Annotated in this window: 20 protein-coding genes; 6 read left to right on the plus strand and 14 right to left on the minus strand. The window is 69.6% G+C overall.

Features of this window, described 5'->3' with window-relative positions; genetic code table 11:
• Nucleotides 1–76: 76 nt before the first annotated feature.
• A complete protein-coding gene (locus VEA62_RS13330) occupies nt 77–1,027 on the plus strand; it encodes an alpha/beta hydrolase (RefSeq protein WP_324822637.1) in 951 nt (316 codons plus the stop codon).
• Nucleotides 1,028–1,145: 118 nt separating this feature from the next.
• Nucleotides 1,146–3,275 carry a PBP1A family penicillin-binding protein gene (locus tag VEA62_RS13335; RefSeq protein ID WP_324822639.1) on the plus strand — a complete coding sequence of 710 codons (2,130 nt, stop codon included), beginning with the start codon at nt 1,146–1,148 and terminating at the stop codon, nt 3,273–3,275.
• Nucleotides 3,276–3,311: 36 nt separating this feature from the next.
• Here VEA62_RS13335 and VEA62_RS13340 read toward each other — a convergent pair whose 3' ends face one another.
• The 3 genes from VEA62_RS13340 to VEA62_RS13350 form a co-directional block, all read right to left on the minus strand.
• Entirely contained in the window at nt 3,312–4,028 is a 717-nt protein-coding gene (locus tag VEA62_RS13340; protein WP_324822641.1) for a SprT family zinc-dependent metalloprotease, read from the minus strand.
• Nucleotides 3,994–5,274 (minus strand): polyhydroxyalkanoate depolymerase, encoded by a 1,281-nt coding sequence (locus VEA62_RS13345; protein ID WP_324822643.1) that lies wholly within the window; start codon nt 5,272–5,274, stop codon nt 3,994–3,996. Before VEA62_RS13345 ends, VEA62_RS13340 begins: the two co-directional genes overlap by 35 nt.
• A gap of 116 nt (nt 5,275–5,390) precedes the next feature.
• Nucleotides 5,391–6,014 carry an SCO family protein gene (locus VEA62_RS13350; RefSeq protein WP_324822645.1) on the minus strand — a complete coding sequence of 208 codons (624 nt, stop codon included), beginning with the start codon at nt 6,012–6,014 and terminating at the stop codon, nt 5,391–5,393.
• Between the two features lie 53 nt (nt 6,015–6,067).
• Between VEA62_RS13350 and VEA62_RS13355 the strand changes: the two genes are divergently transcribed.
• The 4 genes from VEA62_RS13355 (at nt 6,068) to VEA62_RS13370 (ending at nt 10,672) form a co-directional block, all read left to right on the plus strand.
• Nucleotides 6,068–7,561, plus strand: coding sequence for an ActS/PrrB/RegB family redox-sensitive histidine kinase (locus tag VEA62_RS13355; protein ID WP_324822647.1), 1,494 nt, complete (start codon nt 6,068–6,070; stop codon nt 7,559–7,561).
• Nucleotides 7,562–7,631: 70 nt separating this feature from the next.
• Nucleotides 7,632–8,186 (plus strand): ActR/PrrA/RegA family redox response regulator transcription factor, encoded by a 555-nt coding sequence (locus VEA62_RS13360; protein ID WP_324822649.1) that lies wholly within the window; start codon nt 7,632–7,634, stop codon nt 8,184–8,186.
• 99 nt (nt 8,187–8,285) lie between these two features.
• Nucleotides 8,286–9,527 (plus strand): glycosyltransferase family 87 protein, encoded by a 1,242-nt coding sequence (locus tag VEA62_RS13365; protein ID WP_324822651.1) that lies wholly within the window; start codon nt 8,286–8,288, stop codon nt 9,525–9,527.
• The gene (locus tag VEA62_RS13370) at nt 9,527–10,672 is read left to right on the plus strand and encodes a glycosyltransferase (RefSeq protein WP_324822653.1); all 1,146 of its coding nucleotides are present in this window, start codon (nt 9,527–9,529) and stop codon (nt 10,670–10,672) included. The genes VEA62_RS13365 and VEA62_RS13370 overlap by 1 nt, the downstream gene beginning before the upstream one ends.
• Nucleotides 10,673–10,736: 64 nt before the next feature.
• Here the strand turns inward: VEA62_RS13370 and pnp are convergent, their stop codons facing one another.
• From pnp to rimP, 11 genes are all read right to left on the minus strand, one after another.
• The gene (gene pnp, locus VEA62_RS13375) at nt 10,737–12,965 is read right to left on the minus strand and encodes a polyribonucleotide nucleotidyltransferase (protein WP_324822654.1); all 2,229 of its coding nucleotides are present in this window, start codon (nt 12,963–12,965) and stop codon (nt 10,737–10,739) included.
• Nucleotides 12,966–13,215: 250 nt separating this feature from the next.
• Entirely contained in the window at nt 13,216–13,485 is a 270-nt protein-coding gene (gene rpsO, locus VEA62_RS13380) for a 30S ribosomal protein S15 (protein ID WP_168045395.1), read from the minus strand.
• A 30-nt stretch (nt 13,486–13,515) separates the two neighbouring features.
• Nucleotides 13,516–14,448: a tRNA pseudouridine(55) synthase TruB gene (gene truB, locus VEA62_RS13385; protein ID WP_324822657.1), complete on the minus strand. Its 933-nt coding sequence runs from the start codon at nt 14,446–14,448 to the stop codon at nt 13,516–13,518.
• Entirely contained in the window at nt 14,448–14,888 is a 441-nt protein-coding gene (gene rbfA / locus VEA62_RS13390; RefSeq protein ID WP_324822659.1) for a 30S ribosome-binding factor RbfA, read from the minus strand. The genes truB and rbfA overlap by 1 nt, the downstream gene beginning before the upstream one ends.
• A gap of 61 nt (nt 14,889–14,949) precedes the next feature.
• Nucleotides 14,950–15,669: a DUF2459 domain-containing protein gene (locus VEA62_RS13395; protein WP_324822661.1), complete on the minus strand. Its 720-nt coding sequence runs from the start codon at nt 15,667–15,669 to the stop codon at nt 14,950–14,952.
• Nucleotides 15,666–16,343 carry a hypothetical protein gene (locus VEA62_RS13400; protein WP_324822663.1) on the minus strand — a complete coding sequence of 226 codons (678 nt, stop codon included), beginning with the start codon at nt 16,341–16,343 and terminating at the stop codon, nt 15,666–15,668. The genes VEA62_RS13395 and VEA62_RS13400 overlap by 4 nt, the downstream gene beginning before the upstream one ends.
• A gap of 39 nt (nt 16,344–16,382) precedes the next feature.
• On the minus strand, nt 16,383–16,895 hold the full coding sequence (locus VEA62_RS13405; RefSeq protein ID WP_324822665.1) for a hypothetical protein: 513 nt from the start codon (nt 16,893–16,895) through the stop codon (nt 16,383–16,385).
• Between the two features lie 58 nt (nt 16,896–16,953).
• Nucleotides 16,954–19,950, minus strand: coding sequence for a translation initiation factor IF-2 (gene infB / locus VEA62_RS13410; RefSeq protein WP_324822666.1), 2,997 nt, complete (start codon nt 19,948–19,950; stop codon nt 16,954–16,956).
• 82 nt (nt 19,951–20,032) lie between these two features.
• The gene (locus VEA62_RS13415) at nt 20,033–20,701 is read right to left on the minus strand and encodes an RNA-binding protein (RefSeq protein WP_324822669.1); all 669 of its coding nucleotides are present in this window, start codon (nt 20,699–20,701) and stop codon (nt 20,033–20,035) included.
• A gap of 18 nt (nt 20,702–20,719) precedes the next feature.
• Nucleotides 20,720–22,468, minus strand: coding sequence for a transcription termination factor NusA (nusA, locus tag VEA62_RS13420; RefSeq protein ID WP_324822671.1), 1,749 nt, complete (start codon nt 22,466–22,468; stop codon nt 20,720–20,722).
• Between the two features lie 4 nt (nt 22,469–22,472).
• Nucleotides 22,473–23,015 (minus strand): ribosome maturation factor RimP, encoded by a 543-nt coding sequence (gene rimP / locus VEA62_RS13425; RefSeq protein WP_324822673.1) that lies wholly within the window; start codon nt 23,013–23,015, stop codon nt 22,473–22,475.
• Between the last annotated feature and the right edge of the window lie 165 nt (nt 23,016–23,180).

Below are 23,180 nucleotides of genomic sequence, written 5' to 3' on the forward strand. Positions count from 1 at the left end.
ACCTGACTTTGAAAAAGCACTTTACATCGTAAAGTCTATATCATATTCAGGCTCCGAAGCTTGAGAGGAACCGCTGATGAAGTCCGCCCTTGTGACCCTTATGGCCGCCGCCGCCCTGACCACCCCCGCCTTCGCCCAGGACGCCCACGGGGCGCACGCCGCCGCCGCGGACCAGGCGCAGTCCGCCGGCCACGGTCACCATCACGCCGACTTCGAATCGGGCCGCTTCCACGTGCGCGTCGACGGCCCCGAGCATCCGGTCGGCGACGTCATCCTGATCCCCGGCCTGTCCTCCTCGCCCGAGGTGTTCGACGCCCTGACCGAGCAGCTGAAGGGCCACTACCGCGTCCATCGCATCCATATCCAGGGCTTCGCCGGGGCGCCGGCCGAGGACAACGCCACGGGCCCGGTTTCGGCGCCCGTCGCCGAGGAGCTGGCCCGCTACATCGCCGAGCAGGGGCTCGGCCAGCCCGCGGTGATCGGCCATTCGATGGGTGGAACCATCGGCATGATGCTGGCCGCCCGGCATCCCGACGTCGTCGGCAAGCTGATGGTCGTCGACATGGTGCCTTTCATGGGGGCCATGTTCGGCGGCCCTGGCGCGACCGCCGAGAGCGTGGCTCCGATGGCCGACCAGATTTACGCCGGCATGTCGCAGGGCCCGGAGGAGGCCTACCGCGCCCAGTCCGCAGCCGCCGTCACCGGCATGATCGCCACGGAATCGGCCCGCGCCGGCCCGCTGGAGGACGCCGCCAACAGCGACCGCCAGGCCTCGGCCTCGGCCTTCCGCGAACTGATCGTCACCGACCTGCGGCCCGAGCTTGCCAAGATCACGGCCCCGACGACGGTGCTCTACGTCAAGTTCAACGATCCCCGCATGACCCCCGAAATCACGGACGGAATCTACCGGGCGTCGTTCGCTACCCTGCCCTCCGCAACCCTGAAGCGGATCGACGACAGCGCCCACTTCATCATGCTGGATCAGCCCGCGATCTTCGCCGCAGAGGTGAACGCGTTTTTAGAATAGGGCGTTCAAGGGCCATGCTTTCGGCGGAAACGCCCCTCACGGTCTCGTGACGACGTGAGGGGCGTTTGCGTGCGTCCGGCGAACGGCTAAGACCGCTAGCGGACAGGATGAGGTTTCGATGGCGGGTTCCGGCTTCAGCTTTGGACGGGGCGGCGGCGGCGACGGCCAGCCGAAGCCGAAACGCACCCCGTTGCAGCGGCTGATCTACTGGGGATCGGTGTTGGCCGTCTGGGGCCTGATCTTCCTGGTCGTCTTCTTCGCCGTGTTCGCCCGCGACCTGCCCGACACCTCAACCCTGTACAATGTCGACCGCCAGCCCTCGATCACCTACCTGGACCGCAACGGCGCCCTGATTGCGGTGCGCGGCACCCAGCAGGCCCCGCCGGCGGATCTCGACGCCCTTCCGGACTACGTCCCGGCGGCCTTCATCGCCATCGAGGACCGGCGCTTCTATCACCACCCTGGTTTCGACCCCATCGGCATGACCCGCGCCATCGCGGCCAACATGCGCGCCGGACGCGTGGTCCAGGGCGGTTCGACCCTGACCCAGCAGCTGGCCAAGAACCTGTTCCTCAGCCCCGACCAGAACCTGAAGCGCAAGGTCCAGGAACTGATGCTGGCGGTGTGGCTGGAGATGAAATTCTCCAAGGAGGAGATCCTCGCCCTTTATCTGAACCGGGTCTATTTCGGCGCCGGCGCCTACGGCATCGAGGCCGCCTCGCAGCGCTATTTCGACAAGAGCGCCAAACAGCTGACCGTCGGCGAGGCGGCGCTGCTGGCCGGCCTGCTCAAGGCGCCGTCGCGCTATTCGCCGGTGTCCGAGAGCGAGCGCGCGGCCACTCGCGCCACCGTGGTCCTCAACGAGATGGTCGACGCCGGAGTGATCACGCCCGAACAGCGCGCCCAGGCCGTCACCGAACCCGTCCGGGTGTCGCGTACCCTGGCCAGCCAGCACGCCCAGTATTTCGTCGACTGGCTGGACAAGCAGATCCGCGAACTGGTCGGCGAGCCCACCGAGGACATGATCGTCGAGACCACCCTGGACCTGACCCTGCAGACCTCGGCCGAGCGCGCGGTGCGCCGCATCCTCGACCGCGACCGGTCCAAAGGCGTGCAGCAGGCGGCGCTGGTGGCGCTGGACGGCGAGGGTCGCGTCCGCGCCATGATCGGTGGCGCCTCCTACGCCGACAGCCAGTTCAACCGCGCTACTGACGCACGGCGCCAGGCGGGCTCGGCGTGGAAGCCGTTCGTCTATCTGACCGCTCTGGAGAGCGGCTACACGCCCGAGACCCTGGTCAACGACGCCCCGATCCGCATCGGCAACTGGTCGCCGCGCAACTACACGGGCGATTTCCGCGGCCAGATGACCATGGCCAACGCCGTGGCCCAATCGACCAATACCGTGGCGGCGGGGATGGCCGATCAGGTCGGACGCGACAATGTCGCGCGCACGGCGCGGCGCCTCGGCATCAGCTCGCGCATCGGTCTTGAGCCGGCCATGGCTCTGGGCGCCGTCGAGGTCTCGCCGATCGAGATGGCCCAAGCCTATGACGCCTTCGCCAACGGCGGCAAGCGCGTCCGGGCCTATGGCATCAGCCGCATCCGCACCCCGCAGGGCCGGATCATCTACCAGCGCGCCAGCCGCGAGGCGGGGCCGGTGCAGGCGATCTCGAACCCCTTCCTCTACTATATGAACCAGATGCTGCGCGGGGTCATGACCTCGGGCACCGGGCGATCGGCGGCCATCGCCGGTCGGGACGTGGCGGGCAAGACCGGCACGACCTCGGACTACAAGGACGCCTGGTTCGTCGGCTACACCGGCGGCTTCGTCACCGCCGTCTGGGTCGGCAAGGACGACAACAGCGCCATGCGCGGCGTCACCGGCGGCTCGTCGCCGGCGGCTATCTGGCGCGGCTTCATGGAGGCGGCCCTGCCGCGCCTCAACGCCCCGGCCATCCCCAACGGCCCGGCCATGCCGGAAGGCTGGCAGCCGCCCAGCCCGGTGGAAAGCCTGATCGGGCGTATCGGCGACCTGTTCGGCGACAACCCGCCGGGCGACGACCCCGTCGATCCGCTGGACGAGTCCCTGCTGGAGCCGCCGCCGCCGCAGCGCGAGCCCGCCGCCCCCCGCCGGGACCAGCCGGCGGTGATCCGGCCGACCCAGCCCCAGCCCCAGCGCGACCCGCCCGCGCCGCAGCCGCAGCCGACTTCGCCGCCCGAGAAGAAGTCAGAGCCGCTGTTCTTCTAGAAATCCCTTCTCCCGCACGGGTCGAAGGAGAGGGGCTCAGCGCCCCACCGCGTGCAGCGCCGGCCCGTTGTCTCTCAGCCATTTCCGGTGGGGGCGGTGGTCGCCGATGAGGCGCTGCACCACTGACCAGTAGGCCGGGCTGTGGTCGGCGTGGACCAGATGGGCCACCTCATGGGCGGCCAGGTAATCAATCACCTCGGGCGGCGCCATGATCACCCGCCAGCTGTAGCGGATGGTCCGGTTGTGCGGGCTGCACGAGCCCCAGCGCGATCTCGGGTCAGCGATCGACATCTTCACGGGGCGCTGGCCCAGGGCGCGAAGATGCGAGTCGGTGCGAGCCTGCAGGGTCTCGCGCGCCACCCGCTTGAACAGGTTCTCGACGCGGCGGGCGAAGGCCTCCCCCTCGCCGCCCGAGACGATCAGCGGGCCGTCTGCGTCCTCGGTCAGGCGCGCCGCCCCGGTCCCCCCGGTGGCCGCCAGCCGGGTCGGGCGGCCGAACAGGGCCACCGTTGCGCCGGGAGAGAGCGGCGATCCCTCGGGCCTCTCCGCCAGCCGCTGGCGCATCCAGTTCGCCTTCGTGCGGGCGAAGGCCACGGCCTGGGCCAGACCACGCTCCGACGGGGCCACCAGCACCGCCTCGCCGGCGCGCCCATCGATGCGGATCGACAGCCGTCGCGCCCGCGGATTGACCGACAGCCGGACCGGGACGCCGACGGCGTCAGGCGGCAGCCGCTGGCCGTTCCGGTACTGCACAGATCGCCTCGTTCTTCGCGATGAAGTCGCGCACCCGCGGATAGATGTCGTCGCGGAAGCGGCGGCCGTTGAAGACGCCATAGTGGCCGACCTCGGGGTGGACATAGAGCATCCGCCGGTCGTCGGGCAGGCTGCTGCACAGGCCATGCGCCGCCTGGGTCTGGCCGACGCCGGAGATATCGTCCTTCGCCCCCTCGACGGTCATCAGCCCGATGTCCGTGATCTTCGCCAGATCGACCCTGCGCCCGCGATGCTCCAGCAGGCCGCGCGGCAGCAGGTGCTGCTGGAACACGATGTCGATCGTCTGGAGATAGAACTCCTCGGTCAGGTCGAGCACCGACAGGTATTCGTTGTAGAATTCCTCGTGCTTCTCGACGCCGTCGCCGTCCCCGTTGACGAGGTGCTGGAAATACTCGTGGTGGGCGTCGCGGTGCCGCTCCTCGTTCATCGACATGAAGCTGTAGAGCTGGACGAAGCCCGGATAGACCCGCCGCCCGAAGCCCGGATAGGGCCACGGCACGGTGTGGATCATGTTCGATTTGAACCAGGCGAAAGGCTTCTGCTCGGCCAGTTCGTTGGTCACCGTCGGCGACAGGCGGGCGTCGATCGGCGAGCCCATGAAGGTCATGGAGGCGGGCCGGTTCGGATCCTTGTCCTCGGCCATCAGGGCGCAAGCCGCCAGCACCGGCGGCCCCGGCTGGCACACCCCGACGACATGGGCCCGCGGCCCCACGACGCCGAGCATGGTCCGGATGTGATCCACATAGTCGAAGAAGTCGAACCGCCCCTCCAGCATCGGAACCTGCCGGGCGTTGGTCCAGTCGGTGACATAGACGTCGTGGTCCTGCAGGAAGGCCTCGACCGTGCCGCGCAGCAGGGTGGCGTAGTGGCCGGACAGCGGGGCGACGATCATCACCGCCGGGGCCGCGACCGGCTTCGCGGCCCGCTTGAGGTCGCCGACGTGGCGGGCGAACCGCACCAGCCGGCACCACGGCGAGGACCAGACCACCTGCTCGGTCGTGCGGACCGGCCGATTATCGACCGTGACGACCTCGAGGCCCCAGTCCGGCTTGCCGTAGCGGCGCGTGACGCTCTCGAACAGTTCGGCCGAGGCGTAGGCCGTCCGCGCCAGGGCTGTATCGGCGGCGGGATTGAGCGGATGGGTCCAGAAGTCGCGGGCCAGCTGGGTCCCGATCCGGAAAGGAGCCGCCGAGTGATAGGCGAGCTCGTGAAGCGAATACAGCATGCGTGTCCTGAGACGGCCCCCGCCGGTATATGGCAGGGCACCATAGAACGCGCCGCACTGCAAAAGGATTATCGGCGATCAGTTTGTCGTGAACGGCTCAGGTTGGGCCGCGCGGCTCAGCCCCGCGCCATCGCCCGCTCGATCACCGCGGCCGACCGCTCCGGGCCGAGCTCCTCGGCCACGGCGGTACGGAACTTCCCGTCCGGCCCCATCAGATAGACGGTCAGCGAGTGGTTCATGGTGTAGTCCTCGCCCTCGCCGACCTTCTGGTAATAGGCCCGGTAGACGTCGGCGGCGGCCCTGACCTGGTCCGGCGTGCCGGTCAGGCCGATCACGCCTTCGGGAAAGCCGTCGGAGGACAGATAGTCCTTCAGCGCCTGCGGTGTGTCCCGCTCCGGATCGACGCTGATGAAGACGATCTGAAGGTTCTCCGCCTTGTCGCCGAGCCGCTGCCTCGTCGCCTCCAGCGCCGCCAGGGTGGTGGGGCAGAAGTCGGGGCAGTAGGTGAAGCCGAAGAAGACCAGCGACCACTTGCCCTCCAGCATCGTCTGGTCGACGGGCCGGCCGTTGTGATCGACCAGCTGGAACGGTCCGCCCACGTCGGCCTGGCCCGTGGAGACGACCTCGCCGGGCTGGGGTCCGGCCGCCGGGCGGTTGATCAGCACCACGGTCACGGCGAGCATCGCCACGGCGATCACCGCACAGGCGGCGGCGAACAGCAGGATGGAACGGCGTGGCATCGCGGACCCCGGCAAGACGCGCCATGCCGGCGCGGCTGGTCTATAGAAGACGCGTGAGCCCGACCCAAGACCCCCTGTCGTCGCAGTCTCCGCCCGAGGCTGGCGGCCACCGCTTCGCCGGCTGGCGCAACCTGCCGCGCCGCAGCCGCGGCCTGTCGCTGCGGACGCTGGTGATCCTGCGCTGGATGGCCATCGTCGGCCAGAGCGCGACCGTGGCCGTCGCCACGGCCTGGTTCCATTTCCGCCTGCCGTTGTGGGGCTGCCTCGCCGTCATCGCCGCGAGCGTGGCCATGAACCTGAACGCCACCGCCCGGCTCCGTCGCAGCGACGGCTCCGCCCCCGACGGGACGTTGACGGCGGCGCACCTCGGTTTCGACATCCTGCAGCTGTCGGCTCTGCTGGCCCTGACCGGCGGGCTGCAGAACCCTTTCTGCCTGCTGCTGGTCGCCCCGGTGACGGTGGCGGCGGCGTCCCTGCCGGGGCGGCAGGCGGCGCTGATGGGGCTGCTGGTGCTCGCGGCGACCGTGGGTCTGTTCTTCTTCTCCATGCCCCTGCCGTGGCAGGCCGGGACCGAGCTGGATCTGCCCGCACTGTACCGCTTCGGGGTCGGCCTGGCCCTGATCACCGGCGTCATCTTCACCGCCGCCTACGCATGGCGGGTGGCGGCGGACGCCGAAAAGCTGGAACTGGCTCTGGCCACGACCCAGGACGTTCTGCAGCGCGAGCAGCGGCTGGCGGCGCTGGGCGGCCTGGCGGCGGCGGCGGCGCACGAGTTGGGCACCCCGCTGGCGACCATCCAGGTGGTGGCGCGCGAGCTGCTGCGCGAATCCTCCGGCAATGCCGCCGCCGCCGAGGACGCAGCCCTGATCCTGCAGCAGGCGGAGCGCTGCCGGGACATCCTGAAGCAGCTGTCGCAACAGCCGGAGGAGGGCGAGGCCGCCTTCGCCGAGGTCGGGCTGAAGGCGCTTCTGGAAGAGGTGGTCGAGCCGCACCGTGGCTTCGACCTGGCCTTCGACGTCAAGGTGCGCACCGCGTCGGGCGAGGCCGCGCCGCGCGTGCGCCGTCTGCCCGAGGTGGTGCACGGCCTGTCGACCCTTGTCGAGAACGCCGCCGACTTCGCCAACAGCCGGGTCCGGGTCCAGGCGCTGGTCGACGCCGGTTTCATCGAGATCGAAGTTGTCGACGACGGACCGGGCATCCCGCCCGACATCCTGCCGCGGCTGGGCGAACCCTATGTGACCAGTCGGCCGCAGGGTAAGGCGCGCCGTGCGCTCGCCGCCCAGATCGCGGCCTCTGTCGCCGCCGCCGCGCCCGGCCGCAAGGGAAGGAAGGGCGCGAAGGCGGCGCCGGTGGCCGAGAAGATCGCTCCCAGTCAGGGCGGCATGGGCTTGGGCTTCTTCATCGCGCGCACCTTGCTGGAGCGCACGGGCGGGCGGGTGTCCGTCGGCGCCGGCGACGGCGGCCCGGCGCCGCAGAAGGGCCAGCCCAAAGGCGCACGGGTCGCGGTGCGCTGGCCCCGCCCGGCGCTCGAGGCGCCGCCGTCGTGATGTCGCACCTTCCTTCTGAACCTTGACCGCAGACCCGCCGTTACCGACTTGAGCCAGCAGGAGAACGCCGATGCCCGAAACTGAAGCCCGGATCGCCGCCCTGGCGGACAAGACCCTCCTGCTGCTCGACGACGACAACGCCCTGCGCACGCGGCTCGGACGGGCGCTGGAAAGCCGCGGCTTCGAGGTCACCACGGCCGCCTCGGTGGCCGAGGCCCGCGAGGCGCTGCGCACCTCCGTTCCCGCCTTCGCCGTCCTCGACATGCGGCTTGAGGATGGCAATGGGCTCAAGGTCGTCGAGGCCATCCGCGACCAGCGCGAGGACAGCCGCATCGTCATGCTCACCGGCTACGGCGCCATCGCCACCGCCGTGGCGGCGGTGAAGGCCGGCGCGGTCGACTATCTGCAGAAGCCAGCCGACGCCGACGACGTGGTCAAGGCCCTGCTGGCCACGGGGGAAGCCCCCGAGCCGCCCGACAATCCCATGAGCGCCGACCGGGTCCGCTGGGAGCATATCCAGCGCGTCTACGAACTGTGCGACCACAATGTCTCCGAGACCGCCCGGCGGCTGGGCATGCACCGGCGGACCCTGCAGCGGATCCTGGCCAAGCGGGCGCCGCGCTAGGGGCGTCCGCCGATGCCGGATTAAGCCTCCGTCAACCGTGTCGTCACATCGGACCTTAAGCATCTTCGGGTCATCTGGTCCTCTACTGGCGGAGGATGCATGGGGCCCCGGTCCGAGCGATACTGGAGCCTGATCCGCACCGCCGACTGGTTCGGCGCCGAGCGGGCCCGGGCCTATGCGCTGATCCTGGGGGCCGCCTCGGCCCTGATCGCCATGACCTATTTGGGCCTGTCGTCGGGCCTGCTCGATCCCTTGGGCAAGGCGCTCGGCACCGATTTCGCCAGCTTCTGGACGGCGTCGCAGCTGGCCCTCGCGGGCCCGGCCTCCGCGCCTTGGGACGTGGAGGCGCATCGCGCCGCCCAGGCCGCCCTGTTCGGAGAGCGGGCCGGATACGCCGCCTTCTTCTATCCCCCGCCGTATCTGTTGCTCTGCCTGCCGCTGGCCCTGGCGCCCTATCTGGTTTCGCTGGCGCTGTGGCTCGTGGCCACCGGGGCGGCCTGGGTCGCCGTGGTCCGGCGCTGGCTGGGGCCGGACGGCGGCTGGCTTCCGATCCTCGCCTTCCCGGCCGTGCTGGTGAATGCCGGTCATGGCCAGAACGGCTTCCTGACGGCCGCCCTGTTCGGCGCCGCCGCCCTGACGGCGCAGCGCCGGCCCTGGCTGGCGGGAGCGCTCTTCGGGGCCCTCGTCATCAAGCCGCATCTGGCGCTGCTGGTCCCCCTGTTCCTGATCCTGACCGCCAACTGGCGGGCCTTCTTCGCGGCCGGGCTCACCGCGGTCGGCCTGTGCCTCGTCTCCCTGCTCGCCTTCGGCCCTGACGCCTGGCGCGGCTTTCTCGACACCACCGGCCTCGCCCGGGCGGCCCTGGAGCAGGATCTGGTTGGCTACGCCCGGATGCAGAGCGCCTACGCCGGGGCCCGCCTGCTCGGGGCCGACGGCGGTCTGGCCTGGGCTGTGCAGGCGGCCGCCATGGCCGCGGCGGTCGCCGCCCTCTGGATCACGCGCCGGGCGGCGGACGCAGCCCGCGGCGCGGTGCTGGCCGGCGCGACACTGCTCGCCACACCCTTCCTGCTCGACTACGACCTCACCCTTCTGGCCATTCCGCTGGCCTGGCTGTTCCGCGAGGCGATGCGGGACGGCTTCCGTCCGTGGGAGAAGCTGGCGCTGGTCGGGGCCTTCATCCTGCCGCTCGTGGCGCGGCCGCTCGCCCTCGGCGCGGGTCTGCCCGTCGCGCCGCTGGTGATCCTCGCCCTGCTGATCCTCGTCGTGCGGCGCGCCACCGCCACCGACCCGGCGCGGGCCAATGCGTCCAACCTCTCAACCCTTTCCATGGCGAGGCCCTGATGGCTCCCGAACTGTCCCTGGTGATCTGCACGCTCGATGAGTCCGGGTCGATCGGCCCGGTGCTGCGCGAGGCGCTCGGTCACCTGGCGGGCGTCCGGGCCGAGATCATCGTGGTCGACGATTCCACGGATGAGCGCACCGCCGACGCCGTCCGCGCCTGTGCGCGCGAGGATGGCCGGATCCTCCTGCTGCGCCGGCGGGGGGAGCGCGGACTCGCCACCGCCGCGGCGGCCGGCTGGGCCATGGCGCGCGGCCGGGTGATGGGCCTGATGGACGGCGACGGTCAGCACGATCCCGCCGTCCTGCCGCGGCTGCTGGCGGGGCTGGAAGCCTCCGGCGCCGACATCGCCGTGGCCAGCCGCTACGCGCCGGGGGCGCGCACCGGGCTGACGGGCTTCCGCCACGGGCTCAGCCGCTGCGGCACCATGCTGGCGCAGGTGGTGACCGGAACGCCGACCACGGACCCGCTGGCTGGCCTGTTCCTGTTCCGCCGGGAGTGGCTGGACGAGGCCCGGCCGCGCATGTCGCCGGTCGGCTACAAGGTCCTGCTCGACCTCGCCCTGTCGGGGCGGCGGGCCCCGAAGGTGTTCGAGACTCCGACCATGCTCCGCTCGCGCCTGGCCGGGGAGTCCAAGCTCGACGCCCGGGTGATCGCGGAACTGGGCGCGCAACTCGTCGAGAAGCGCTCGCGCGGCCTGCTGTCGGCGCGCTTCGTGCTTTTCGGCGCCGTCGGCTCGACCGGGGTCGCGGTCAATGTCGCCCTGCTGGCGGGCCTCGTCGCGGCCGGCACGGACTACTGGGCCGCCCAGGCGGTTTCTGTCGGCGCTGCGATGACCAGCAATTTCGCCCTCAACAACCTGCTGACCTTCCGCGACCGGCGGCTGACGGGTCCGGCGTTCTGGCGCGGGCTGCTGGCCTTCTACGCGGCCTGCACCGGCGGGGCCCTGATCAACCAGTCCGTGGGCATGGGCCTTCACGCCCTGCACACCCCCGCCGTCCTCGCCGGCCTGTCCGGCGCCCTGCTGGCGGCCGTGTGGAACTATTCCGCCGCCTCGACCATGGCCTGGGGCGGCACGGCGACCGCCGCACCCGGGCGCAAGGGCGCTCGCCTGGCGACGGCGAGGCTGGCGATCAAGCCGGACTGAGGCGACGACGAAAAAGGCCCCGGCGTTTGCACCGGGGCCTTCTTTCATTCAGCGACGACGCGGCCTAGCGACGGCTGCGGCCGCGATCGCGGTCGCCGCCGCCTTCGCGCTTCGGACGGCCGCCGGTGTCTTCCGACATCGGGGGCTCGCCGCGCTCGGCGCGCTCGGCGTTGATCTTGTCGGTCAGGTCCTCGCCGGTCTCCTGATCGACGACCTTCATCGACAGCTTGGTCTTGCCGCGGTCGTCCATGCCGAGGAACTTCACCTTCACTTCCTGGCCTTCGGTCAGGACGTCGGCGGGGTTGGCGACGCGTTCCATCGAGATCTGCGACACGTGGACGAGGCCGTCCTTGGCGCCGAAGAAGTTCACGAAGGCGCCGAAGTCGACGACCTTCACCACCTTGCCGGTGTAGATCATGCCGGGCTCGGGCTCGGACACGATCGACGAGATCCAATTCTTGGCCGCGTCGATCTTCTCCTGCTCCGAGGCGGCGATCTTCACCGTGCCGTCGTCCTCGATGTTGATCTTGGCGCCGGTCTTTTCGACGATCTCGCGGATGATCTTGCCGCCGGTGCCGATGATGTCCCGGATCTTGTCGACCGGGACCTTGATCTGCTCGATCTTCGGAGCGAACTCGCCCAGTTCGGCGCGCGGCGCCTCCATGGCCTTGTCCATCTCGTCGAGGATGTGCAGGCGGCCGGCCGAAGCCTGGGCGATCGCCTTGCGCATGATTTCTTCGGTGATGCCCGCGACCTTGATGTCCATCTGCAGGCTGGTGATGCCTTCGCGCGTGCCGGCCACCTTGAAGTCCATGTCGCCGAGGTGATCTTCGTCACCCAGGATATCGGACAGGATGGCGAACTCGCCCGAGGGCTCGAGGATCAGGCCCATGGCGATGCCGGAGACCGGACGCTTCAGCGGCACACCGGCGTCCATCAGGGCCAGCGACGAACCGCAGACCGTGGCCATCGACGAGGAGCCGTTGGACTCGGTGATCTCCGACACCAGACGGATGGTGTAGGGGAATTCCTCCGACGACGGCAGCATCGGACGGATCGCCCGCCAGGCCAGCTTGCCGTGACCGATTTCCCGACGGCCAGCGCCGCCCATCCGCCCGGTCTCGCCGACCGAATAGGGAGGGAAGTTGTAGTGAAGCAGGAACTTCTCCTTGTACGTCCCGCTCAGGGCGTCGACGTACTGCTCGTCCTCGCCGGTGCCGAGCGTGGCGACGACGATGGCCTGGGTTTCACCGCGGGTGAACAGGGCCGAGCCGTGGGTGCGCGGGAAGACGCCCACTTCCGAGACGATCGGGCGGACCTTGTCGAGGGCGCGGCCATCGACCCGGTGACCGTTCTCGATGATGTCGCGACGCAGGACGTGGGCCTCGCATTCCTTGAACGCCGTGGCGAACTTGGAGGCGTCGACGCCGTCCGGCTTCTCGTCCGTCTTCACCAGGGCTTCGGCGGCCTTCTTCTTGGCCACGTCGACGCCCGAGCGGCGGTCGTACTTGCCCACGTGAGTGTAGGCGGCCTTGATGTCCTCGCCGACCAGCTTCTGGATCGAGGCGACCACGTCCGAGACGTCGTCAGGCTGGAAGTCGAACGGCTCCTTGGCGGCGTGCTCGGCCAGGTCGATGATCGCGTCGATCACCGGCTGCATGCCGCGATGCGCAAACATCAGGGCGTTGAGCATGATCTCTTCCGACAGCTCCTTGGCCTCGGATTCGACCATCATCAGTGCGTCCTGGGTGCCGGCGACGACGAGGTCGAGCTGGCTGTCGGGCATCTGGTCGAGGGTGGGGTTGAGCACCAGCTCGCCGTCGATGTAGCCGACGCGGGCCGAGCCGATCGGGCCCATGAAGGGCACGCCCGATATGGTCAGGGCGGCCGAGGCGGCGATCATGCCCAGCACATCGGGGTCGTTCTCCATGTCATGCTGGAGGACGGTGACGATGACCTGGGTCTCGTTCTTGAAGCCCTTGACGAACAGCGGGCGGATCGGGCGGTCGATCAGACGGGAGACCAAGGTCTCCTTCTCGGTCGGACGGCCTTCACGCTTGAAATAGCCGCCCGGAATCTTGCCGGCGGCGAAGGTCTTTTCCTGGTAGTTGACGGTCAGCGGGAAGAAATCCAGGCCCGGCTTGGGCGCGCGGCCGTAGACGACGGTGGCCAGGACCACGGTCTCGCCGTAGGTCGCCAGCACGGCGCCGTCGGCCTGACGGGCGATGCGGCCCGTCTCCAGCGTCAGCGGGCGTCCGGCCCACTCGATCGTCTTGCGTTTGATATCGAACATGTTTCGTCTTTCGTATCCCGCGGGCGGATTCCGCGCGGGGTCCCATCAGTGGGTGGAGCGTCGGGCGTTCAGTCCTTCGGTCCATGGACGTCCGCGCCATCGCGAAACGCCCGGGAGTGGTTGAGGACCGGTGTTCAGCCCTCGCGTCTGCGCCGGATAATCCCGCGGCGCACGGGTGGTTCTGGATGCGGAACGAGGCGCGGACATGGCCCGCGCCTCGAAAAACTCTTCCGCCCGTTCCCGGCGCCCCTTAGCGGCGCAGGTTCAGCTTGGTGATCAGCGCCGTGTAGCGCTCGCGATCGACCTTCGACAGGTGGTCAAGAAGGCGACGGCGCTGCGAGACCATCTTGAGCAGGCCGCGGCGCGAGTGGTTGTCCTTCTTGTGCGTCTTGAAGTGTTCGGTGAGGTTGGCGATGCGTTCCGAAAGGATCGCGACCTGGACCTCGGCCGAACCGGTGTCCGCTTCGCTGCGGGCGTTGTCGGCGATGACTTCGTGCTTGCGTTCAGCAGTAATCGACATCGGGTAGCTCCATGCTGGAGTCCCCTGCATTCAGGGGAGATTGAAAACGCGGTCGGGTTCTAGCCGGCCGGCCCGCAACTGACCGAGAGCGACGAGGGTCTGGCCCTGAAAGGCTGAAACGGTTCTCGAGCCCTCCCGAAGGCGGCTCTTGAGCGTTTCGACCTGTCTGGGGAGCAGAACGATCGGCCGTCCCTGCCGAAGCGAGAAGGCGTCCTGATCCGTCACGGCCAGCTCCGGGATGTCGTCCAGGGCGGTCGCGACGGGAAGCAAGCCTTCCGAGGCGGCGTCCCTATGCACCAGATCGGTCAGGAAATCCAGCGTGACGGCGTTTTCCGTCGAGAACGGCCCGACCCGCTCGCGGCGCAGCGCCGAAACATGCCCCTCGGCGCCCAGGGCCGCGGCCAGATCGCGGGCCAGCGAGCGCACATAGACGCCCTTGCCGGTGCGGATAGTCAGCTCGACATGATCGGCGTCCGGAGCGTCGGTGACCGCAGCCTCGTGGATGGTCACCGGGCGCGACGCCAGTTCGAACTCGGCCCCGTCTCGCGCCAGGTCGTAGGCGCGTTGGCCATCGACCTTGATCGCCGAATACTGCGGCGGGACCTGATCGATCTCGCCGACGAACGCCTCCAGCGCGGCGCGCACCGCCTCGACGGAGGGCCGCACGTCCGATCGGGCGACGATCTCGCCCTCCCGGTCGAGGCTGTCGGTCGAGATCCCCCAGTTGATGGTGAAGCGATAGACCTTCTCGGCGTCCATCATGAACGGCACGGTCTTGGTCGCCTCGCCCAGGGCGATGGGCAGTATGCCCGACGCCAGCGGATCGAGTGTCCCGGCATGGCCCGCTTTCTGGGCGTTGAACAGCCGGCGCACCTTCGACACGGCCTCGGTCGAGCCCATCTCAAGCGGCTTGTCGAGGCAGACCCAGCCGTTGATGGCGTCGCCCTTCTTGCGGCGGCCCATCAGAGGTCGTCGGCGTCGGGCTTGGCGATGTCCGCCTGCACCCGCGGATCGTCGAGCAGGCGGTTCAGTCGTTCAGCCGCAGCGAAGCTCTCGTCGTGGCGGAAGCGCAGGTCGGGCGTGAAACGCATGTCGATCCGCCGTCCCAGCACGCCACGCAGAAATTTGGCGTGGGCATTCAGCGCCTTGATGATCTCGTCGACATGACCGGCGACGGGGGCGCTGTCGACGCCGGCGCCGAGCGGCTCTACGAAGCAGGTGGCGTGTTTCAGGTCCGGCGACAGCCGCACCTCGGTGACCGTCACCGACACGTCTTTCAGGGCCGGGTCGTGGATGTCCTCCTCACGCAGGACGTCGACGAGGGCGTGGCGGATCAACTCGGCCGCGCGCAGCTGGCGCTGACTGACGGTCCCTGCCTTCTGATTGGGTTTGCGGCTGCTCATGGCTTGCTCCTGATCGCCCGCCGGGGCTCGGACCCGGCTGAGAAAAGCGAAGCCCGGCGGTCTAGGCCCGCGGGGCGGCAGTGTCCAGTTCCGCCCGGTCGATGGCGGCCATCAGCTCGGACGAGACGATCGAGCGGAACGGCCGGACCGGCAAGCCGGCTGCGTTGAGGACCCCGGCCGTCCAATGGTTGCACAGATGGGCGATCGAGAAGGTTTCGCGGCTGGCGAAGAAGCGGGCGTCGTCCCCCGCGCGGGCGGCGGCGATCCGTGGGCCGCCCGACGAGACGTCGAGCGAGGCCTCGATGTGGGCGGCCATGGCCGCGAAACCAGCCGGTGTCAGGCGGAACGTGCGGCGGCCCTCCCCGGCGAACAGCACGCGCGGATCACGCTGGGCCGGGTCGAGCATGATCACCGACGGATTGCCCGGCCGGAAGAAAGCCCGCGCCCCGTCCGGCAGCCGCCCCTCGATGGGGCTCTGGTCGACATAGAATTTCGCGTCGCCCCAGCCTATCAGGATCCAATCGCCGGCAGGCAGACTGCGCACGGCCTCGGCCAGCGGGCCGGGCCGGGCCTCCAGCGCCGCGCGCGGAACGGCCAGGTCGGTGTGGAAACCGTTGTCGAGCAGGTGCAGTTCGACTCCCGGTTCGCGGCGGGCGGCCCGCCACCGGGCCGGATCACCCGGGATGGCCCAGGTCCACAGCGCGGCGACCAGGCCGACGAGGGCCGCGCCGACGAGCAGCCCCAGCCCGGTGCGCGTCCTATGTCTCTTCGGGCGCTTCATCGGGCGGCGAAGCTCCACACCCCGCACAGGGCGGACGGCGGGGTCTCGCCGTCGATCACAAACCCGGGACGGAACAGCATCAGATCGACCCGCGAACCGCGATGCAGCAGGGCGGCCACGCCGGCCGGCCCTCCCCCGCACAGGTTGAGCGGGACGTGGCCCTGCCCCCGCCCGGATGGAACGACGGCGCGCAGTTCGATCTGGGCGTCGGCGGGGGCGTCGAGACGGGCGGCGAAGGTCTGGCGAGGCGCGAAGGACTCCCGACCAAAGGCGATGCGAAGCGGGCGGGTGCGCAGGCTGTCGCCATTTTCAAAGCGGAGTTCGGCCCCGATGACGGTCAGCGACCCGGCAGCCTCCCGCGTTGACTCATCGGCGGGACCGTATTCCCCACGCAGGATGGCGGCGGAACCGGCGACGGCGGCGAGCGGCCGGTCCTCGCCCCGGATCGCAGTCTTCAGGCCCTCGAATCCGTCACCGGCCCCGGAGGGAAGACCGGCGACCCAGGCCGCCAACCGCCTCGCGGCGGGCGCGGCCTCGTCACGAAGTGCTTCCCAGGCGGCCACCGTGTGCCTCTGCTCAATGGCTATCAGGAACAGCACCAGGCAGACGAACGACAGAGCGCCGGCGAGGCGTTTCATCGCGGTCTGGGAGCGGCGGGCCGTTGCGGCGGTCATGGCCGCGACCCTAGCGAGGGTCGGAGGCGAGGTGAACGCCTATCGCCCGACAGGGGCGCCGGAGTCGTCGACGGCCTGCGCGGGCGGCATCGACCACTCGCCGCGCCACGCATAGGAGAGCTGGACGCAGTGGCGATAGGCCCCGTCCGGCCAGCGGCCAACGGCATGCAGGGTCAGCGGCCGGCCGAGCCGGACCCGGCCGAGCACCAGCCAGGCGTCGTCCGATCCCGGGCACAGGGCGCGCGACAGTCCGCGGCCGTCGCCCTCCGGCGCGATGTGATAGATCGCGCTTTCGGTCGATCCAGCCGGCAGCGCGCGGCGCACCGCATCCGGACCACCCCGCCGGATGTCCGCCGCGCCGCGCTGCGACGTGGAGATGATCCGCCGCACGCTGATGCCGCCGAACAGGCCCCGATCCGCCTCCAGCGTCACGCCGCGCGTCAGAGCCTGCGTCACCCGGTCGGCGGCGTCATAGGCCAGGTAGCGGGTCTCTGCCACGGCCGGTCCGGCGACGGAGAGCAGGGCGAGGATGGGGATCAGGAGACGGCGCATGAAACGTTGATCCGTGACGGATGCGGCGAAACGGCGGCGGGTTCCCGCCGCCGTTCTCCTAGTCCAGCGTGCGCTTGATCTCTTCGACCGTGAAGCACTCGATGTAGTCGCCGGCCTTGATATCCTGGAAGCCCTGGAAATGCATGCCGCACTCCTGGCCCGACGGGACTTCGTTGACCTCGTCCTTGAAGCGCTTGAGCGTGGTGAGCGTGCCGAGCTCCAGCACCACCACGTCGTCGCGGATGATGCGGACCTTGGCGCCCTTGCGGACCACGCCTTCCGACACCCGGCAGCCGGCGATCTTGCCGGTCTTGGAGATGTCGAACACCTGCAGCACCTGGGCGTTGCCCAGGAAGGTTTCGCGCTGCAGCGGCGCCAGCATGCCCGAGAGCACGCCCTTCATGTCGTCGAGCAGGTCGTAGATGATCGAGTAGTAGCGGATCTCCACGCCCTCGCGCTCGGCCAGATCTCGGGCCTGTTTCGAGGCGCGGACGTTGAAGCCGAGGATCGGCGCACCGGCCGACTTGGCCAGCTGAACGTCGCTCTCGGTGATGCCGCCGGCGCCCGACATGACGGTGCGCGCGCGGACCTCCTCATTGCCCATCTTCTCGAGCGAGCCGACGATGGCTTCCGCCGAACCCTGCACGTCGGCCTTGATGACCACGGGCAGTTCCGAGACCTTCTTGGACTGCAGTTTCGACATCATGTCGACCAGCGAGACCTGGTTGACCCCGCCGGTGGCCTTCTCGCGCTTCACGCGGGCGCGATATTCGGTCAGCTCGCGGGCGCGGGCCTCGCTCTCGACCACGGCGAAAGGTTCGCCCGGAGACGGCGCCTCGTCGAGGCCGAGAATCTCGACCGGAACCGAAGGACCGGCCTCGGTGAGCTGGGCGTTGCGTTCGTCCAGAAGGGCGCGAACCTTGCCCCAGGCCGAGCCGGCCACGACGATGTCGCCGCGCTTCAGGGTGCCGCGCTTGACCAAGACGGTCGCGACCGGACCGCGGCCCTTGTCCAGCTTGGCCTCGATGACCACGCCTTCCGAGGTGCGCTCCGGATCGGCCTTCAGGTCCATGACCTCGGCCTGCAGCAGGATGGCGTCGATCAGGCCATTGAGGTTGGTCCGCTCCTTGGCCGACACCTCGATGATCTGGACGTCACCGCCCAGGCTTTCCGAGATGACCTCGTACTGCAGCAGTTCGTTGACGACCTTCTGCGGATTGGCGTCCGGCTTGTCGATCTTGTTGACCGCCACGATGATCGGGGCGTTGGCCGCCTTGGCGTGCTGGATGGCCTCGATGGTCTGGGGCATGACGCCGTCGTCGGCGGCCACGACCAGGACCACGATGTCCGTCACATTGGCGCCGCGCGCCCGCATGGCGCTGAACGCCGCGTGGCCGGGCGTATCGAGGAAGGTGACCCGCTGGCCGTCTTCCAGGCGCACCTGATAGGCGCCGATGTGCTGGGTGATGCCTCCGGCCTCGCCCGCCGCCACATCCGTGGTGCGCAGCGCGTCGAGCAGCGAGGTCTTGCCGTGGTCGACGTGGCCCATGATGGCCACCACCGGCGCGCGCGGCGTGGTCGCCTCGTCGTCGATGGCGTCGGACAGGAAGCCCGTCTCGATGTCGGATTCCGAAACGCGCTTGACGGCCATGCCGAACTCGTCGGCCACCAGTTCGGCGGTGTCGGTGTCGATAACGTCGTTGATCTTCATCATCAGGCCCTGACGCATCAGGAATTTGATGATGTCGACGCCGCGCACGGCCATCCGGTTGGACAGTTCCTGCACGGTGATGACGTCGGGAATAACCACCTCGCGCGGACGGTTCGGCGCGTCGGTCGAGCCGCCCTTGCGCTTTTCCTTCTCCCGTTCACGGGCCCGGCGGACCGAGGCGAGCGAGCGCATCCGTTCGGCGGCGTCCTCGTCGCCACCGGCCACGGCCTGGATGGTCAGGCGGCCTTCGCGGCGCTTGGGCTCGCCGCGCGTGCGGCTGACGGCCTTGCCGGGACCGGCGTCCGAGAAGCGCTTGTCGCGGTCCTCCTCGGCCTTGCTGCCCGCGGGGCGGCCGAAACCGGCGCGCACGGGACGGGCGACGTCGGGTGTCGCCGGCGGGGCGTTCGGGGCCGGACGGCCGGCAGGGCCGGTGCGCGGACCGGGACGGGCGGCGCCGGGGGCCGGGCGCGGGTTCAGGGCCGAGTAGCGAACGGGTTCGGCCGGGCGGGACGCGCCGCCCTGCGGACGGCCCGCGGCCTGCGGACGCTCGGCGTAGTTGCGTTCGCCGCCGCCCATGGCGGCTTCGCGCGCCGAGCGGCCGCCGAAGGCGGGACGTTCCGCGGCAGCGCGGCCGGGGGCCTGCGGCTTGGGCGCGCGCTGACCGAAATTGACCACCGGGCGCGCCGGCGGGGCGGGACGCGCGGGCGCGGCGGGCGGCGCGGCGGCCTCCGTCGGAGCCGGAGCGGCGGTCGGGGCCGGTTCGGACGCCTTCGTCGGGGCGGCGGGGGCCGCAGTCTTGACGGGCGCCTTGACCGGAGCCGCGGCAGCCAGCTTGGCGGCCTCGGCGCGGGCGGCCTCGGCGGCGGCGCGGGCGGCGGCGGCCTCCGCCTGGGCGGCGCTGGCGGCCTTGTCGGCGGCGGCGGCCTGCTCGCGGGCGGCGGCGTCGCGGCGGGCGCGTTCCTCGGCGGCGGCGCGCTCGCGTTCGGCCTGCTGGCGGGTGGCCAGTTCGATGGCGCGGCGGCGGGCCTCCTGCTCGGACGCGGAAAGACCGCCGGCCTCGCGGGTCGGGGCGGCCGGACGAGGGGCGGCGGGCGCCTCCGTCTTCGGACGCGCGACATCGAAGCCCTGCGGGCGCTGGTGCCCGGGGACCGCGCCGACGCGGCGCTTGGTTTCGACCACCACGGTCTTGGTGCGGCCGTGGCTGAAGCTCTGGCGCACGGTGCCGGTCGAGACCGATCCCGCCTGTCGGGGCTTCAGGCTCAGGGGCGCGCGCGGTCCCGTCTGGGACGGAGTCCCGGTCGGGGTCTGCGGGCCGTCGTTGGTCTTGTCGTTCTCGTCAGTCATCCGGTCGCTTTACTCGGGAGGGCGGGATATCCGCCCCCGTCTCGTTCAAACACAAAAAGTCGCGCGGCGCCCCGCCCCCTCATCAGGGAGCAGAACCCCGCCCGCTCAAATCCTTGTCCGGGTCCTCAGCCGGCCTCTCGCCCCACTCCGGGGGCAGAAGCGGTCGAAATCCCGCCAGTCGTTCGACCTCGAAGGTCCAGCGATCGGCCCGCCCGCCCTCAAGCAGGACGGCGTGTATCGCATTTTCCAGCCCGAGGGCCAAACTCAAATCGTCCGCCGTGAAGGCGCCGCAGACTTTCGGGGGCGGAGTCTGGTGTTTCGCGAGGGAAAGCAGCTTGCCCCGTCCGTCGGCGGACCCGTCAGCGGCCTCGACGATCCACGCGGCCTTGCCCGATCGGATCGCGGCGGCCGCCTTTTCGAAGCCAGAGATAAGCACGCCCTCGCGCCGGGCAAGCCCCAGCTGGTCCAGGCAGCGCCGGAACAGCAGGCTTTCCACCAGATCGGGCAGGTCGGCAGACGGCCTCAGCGGGGCCTTGGCCGCGCGCGAGAACAGGTTCTTCTTCACCGCCGCCTCGATCGAGGCGCGGTCGGCGGCGACCCACAGGCCACGGCCCGGCAGCTTGCGCGCCAGGTCGGGAGCGACCGAGCCGTCGGGAGCGGCGACGAAGCGGATCAGGCGAGATTCATCCATGACCTGGTGGGTGACCAGGTCCCGGCGTTCCCTATCGATCGTCGCGTCGCGCAACCCCATGAACGGCCCGGTCTCCCATCACGCGTTTTCGGGCTGTTCGGAGTCCCCGGCGGGGACCTCGTCTTCGCCGTCTTCCGGCGCCGCCTCATCCTCGCCCTCGCCGTCAGGCGCGGCGAAGACGGCCTCGGCGTCGTATTCGCCTTCGTCCTCATATTCCGGTTCAGGCTCCGGCTGCGGCAGTTCCGAGGCATCGATCCAGCCGGCCGCCACGCGCGCTTGCAGGATCAGCATCTCGGCCTCTTCCTGGGCGAGGTTGAAGCTTTCCAGAACGCCCGGAACCTTGACCCGCTCGCCATTCTTGACCTCGTAGCCGCCGCGGATTTCGTCGGTGGCCAGGTCGGCCAGGTCCTCGACGGTCTTCACGCCGCCCTCGCCCAGGGCGACGGCGATCTGAAGCGTCACGCCCGGCACGTCCAGCACGGCGTCCTCGACACCCAGTTCCTTGCGCTTCGCATCGAGAATGGCGGCCTGACGATCCAGGTAGTCACGGGCGCGGGCCTGCAGTTCTTCCGCCGTATCCTCGTCGAAGCCTTCGATGTCCGAAATTTCGTAAGGCTCGACAAAGGCGAGGTCCTCGACCGTGGCGAAACCTTCGGTGACCAGCAGCTGGGCGATGACCTCGTCCACATCCAGGGCTTCCTGGAACAGGGCGGTGCGCTCGGCGAACTCCCGCTGGCGACGCTCGGAGTCCTGCGACTCGGTGATGATGTCGATCTGCCATCCGGTCAGCTGTGAAGCGAGGCGGACGTTCTGGCCGCGGCGGCCGATGGCCAGCGACAGCTGTTCGTCGGGCACCACCACCTCGACGCGGTCGGCTTCCTCGTCCAGCACCACCTTCGACACTTCGGCCGGGGCGAGGGCGTTGACGATGAAGGTCGGCTCGTCGGCGTTCCACTGGATGATGTCGATCTTCTCGCCCTGCAGCTCGGCGACCACCGCCTGGACGCGCGAGCCGCGCATGCCGACGCAGGCCCCAACCGGGTCGATCGAGGAATCATTGGACAGTACGGCCATCTTGGCGCGCGAGCCCGGGTCGCGGGCGGCAGCGCGGATCTCGATCACGCCGTCGTAGACCTCGGGCACTTCCTGGGCGAACAGCTTGGCCATGAAGCCGGGGTGCGCGCGGCTGAGCATGACCTGCGGCCCCTTGGCCTCCGGGCGCACGTCGTAGATGTAGGTGCGGATCCGGTCGCCGATGTTGAACACCTCGCGCGGGATCGAATCGTTGCGGCGCATGATGCCTTCGCCGCGACCCAGGTCGACGACGGTGTTGCCGTATTCGACCCGCTTGACCGTGCCGTTGACGATTTCGCCGACGCGGTCCTTGAACTCCTCGTACTGGTTGGCGCGCTCGGCGTCGCGAACCTTGCCCATGACCACCTGGCGGGCCATCTGGGTCTGGACCCGGCCGAACTCGAAAGGCGGCAGGTTTTCGATGTATTCCTTGCCTACGAAGGCCTCAGGGTCGCGCTTCAGGGCGTCCTTCAGGCGCACCATGGCGCTGTCGTTGAACTCCTCCAGCTCGTCTTCCGGCTGCCAGTCGTCCTCGACCACGGTGACGTGACGGGTCAGGGCCAGCTCGCCCGACTTGATGTCGATCTTGGCGCGGATGTCATGATGGGCGCCGTAACGCGACTTGGCGCCCTTCTGGATCGCCTCCTCGATCGCCTCGACCACGATCTCCTTGTCGATGTTCTTCTCGCGCGCGACCGCGTCGGCGATCTGCAGCAGTTCGAGTCGGTTCGCGGAAACGCCGGCGACAGCCATGCTCTTAGTCCTCGGTCTCAGTGTTGTTGTCGTTGCGGGCGGCGCGCTTCTCGGCGCCCGCCTTCATCAGTTCGTCGGTCAGCACCAGCTTGGCGTCGACCAGCCAGTCGAAGGGGATCAGGGCGGTGTCTTCTTCACCCTCCAGATCGATCGCGATGTTCTCGCCCTCGGTCCCGGCGAGCGTTCCCTTGAAGCGTTTCCGCCCCTCGATCATGCGATCGGTCTCCAGCCGCGCCTCGTGACCCTCGAACAGGTCGAAGTCGCTCTGGCGGGTTAGAGGACGATCGATCCCCGGCGAAGACACTTCCAGCAGGTATTCGCCGCTGATCGGATCGGCGGCGTCCAGCACCTCGGACACGGCGCGGCTCAGGCGGGCGCATTCTTCGACCGCGATGTCGTGGTCGCTGGGCCGCTCGGCCATGATCTGCAGCCGCCGGCGCAGAGTGCCGCCCATCAGCCGCACGCGCACGACGTCGAGGCCCAGGCTTTCCGCCACGGGTTCGATCAGCTCCAGCAGAGCGCGGTCTTCGACGGTCTTGGCCTTCAAGATTGGGTCCCGGACAAAACAAAAGCGGCTGGCCTCCGGGGCCGCCGCTTCAAACGGCGCCGTTGGACGCCGGTCTAACGATGTGAGGGGGCATATAGACCCGTGAACGGGGTTTGTCAGCCCCCCGATACCCCCAGGGCGTCGCGAACATCTCCGACACATCGC

Source organism: Brevundimonas sp., assembly GCF_035627475.1.
Lineage (GTDB): Bacteria > Pseudomonadota > Alphaproteobacteria > Caulobacterales > Caulobacteraceae > Brevundimonas.

Bases quoted from the DNA above. Each gene is read 5' to 3' on its own strand.
- VEA62_RS13330 (WP_324822637.1), top strand. From the start codon at position 77: ATGAAGTCCGCCCTTGTGACCCTTATGGCCGCCGCCGCCCTGACCACC.
- VEA62_RS13360 (WP_324822649.1), top strand. From the start codon at position 7,632: ATGCCCGAAACTGAAGCCCGGATCGCCGCCCTGGCGGACAAGACCCTC.
- infB (WP_324822666.1), bottom strand. From the start codon at position 19,950: ATGACTGACGAGAACGACAAGACCAACGACGGCCCGCAGACCCCGACC.
- rbfA (WP_324822659.1), bottom strand. From the start codon at position 14,888: ATGAGCAGCCGCAAACCCAATCAGAAGGCAGGGACCGTCAGTCAGCGC.
- VEA62_RS13345 (WP_324822643.1), bottom strand. From the start codon at position 5,274: ATGCTGTATTCGCTTCACGAGCTCGCCTATCACTCGGCGGCTCCTTTC.
- truB (WP_324822657.1), bottom strand. From the start codon at position 14,448: ATGGGCCGCCGCAAGAAGGGCGACGCCATCAACGGCTGGGTCTGCCTC.
- VEA62_RS13370 (WP_324822653.1), top strand. From the start codon at position 9,527: ATGGCTCCCGAACTGTCCCTGGTGATCTGCACGCTCGATGAGTCCGGG.
- VEA62_RS13415 (WP_324822669.1), bottom strand. From the start codon at position 20,701: ATGGGGTTGCGCGACGCGACGATCGATAGGGAACGCCGGGACCTGGTC.
- VEA62_RS13335 (WP_324822639.1), top strand. From the start codon at position 1,146: ATGGCGGGTTCCGGCTTCAGCTTTGGACGGGGCGGCGGCGGCGACGGC.
- VEA62_RS13405 (WP_324822665.1), bottom strand. From the start codon at position 16,895: ATGCGCCGTCTCCTGATCCCCATCCTCGCCCTGCTCTCCGTCGCCGGA.
- VEA62_RS13395 (WP_324822661.1), bottom strand. From the start codon at position 15,669: ATGAAGCGCCCGAAGAGACATAGGACGCGCACCGGGCTGGGGCTGCTC.
- nusA (WP_324822671.1), bottom strand. From the start codon at position 22,468: ATGGCTGTCGCCGGCGTTTCCGCGAACCGACTCGAACTGCTGCAGATC.
- pnp (WP_324822654.1), bottom strand. From the start codon at position 12,965: ATGTTCGATATCAAACGCAAGACGATCGAGTGGGCCGGACGCCCGCTG.
- VEA62_RS13400 (WP_324822663.1), bottom strand. From the start codon at position 16,343: ATGACCGCCGCAACGGCCCGCCGCTCCCAGACCGCGATGAAACGCCTC.
- rpsO (WP_168045395.1), bottom strand. From the start codon at position 13,485: ATGTCGATTACTGCTGAACGCAAGCACGAAGTCATCGCCGACAACGCC.
- VEA62_RS13365 (WP_324822651.1), top strand. From the start codon at position 8,286: ATGGGGCCCCGGTCCGAGCGATACTGGAGCCTGATCCGCACCGCCGAC.
- VEA62_RS13350 (WP_324822645.1), bottom strand. From the start codon at position 6,014: ATGCCACGCCGTTCCATCCTGCTGTTCGCCGCCGCCTGTGCGGTGATC.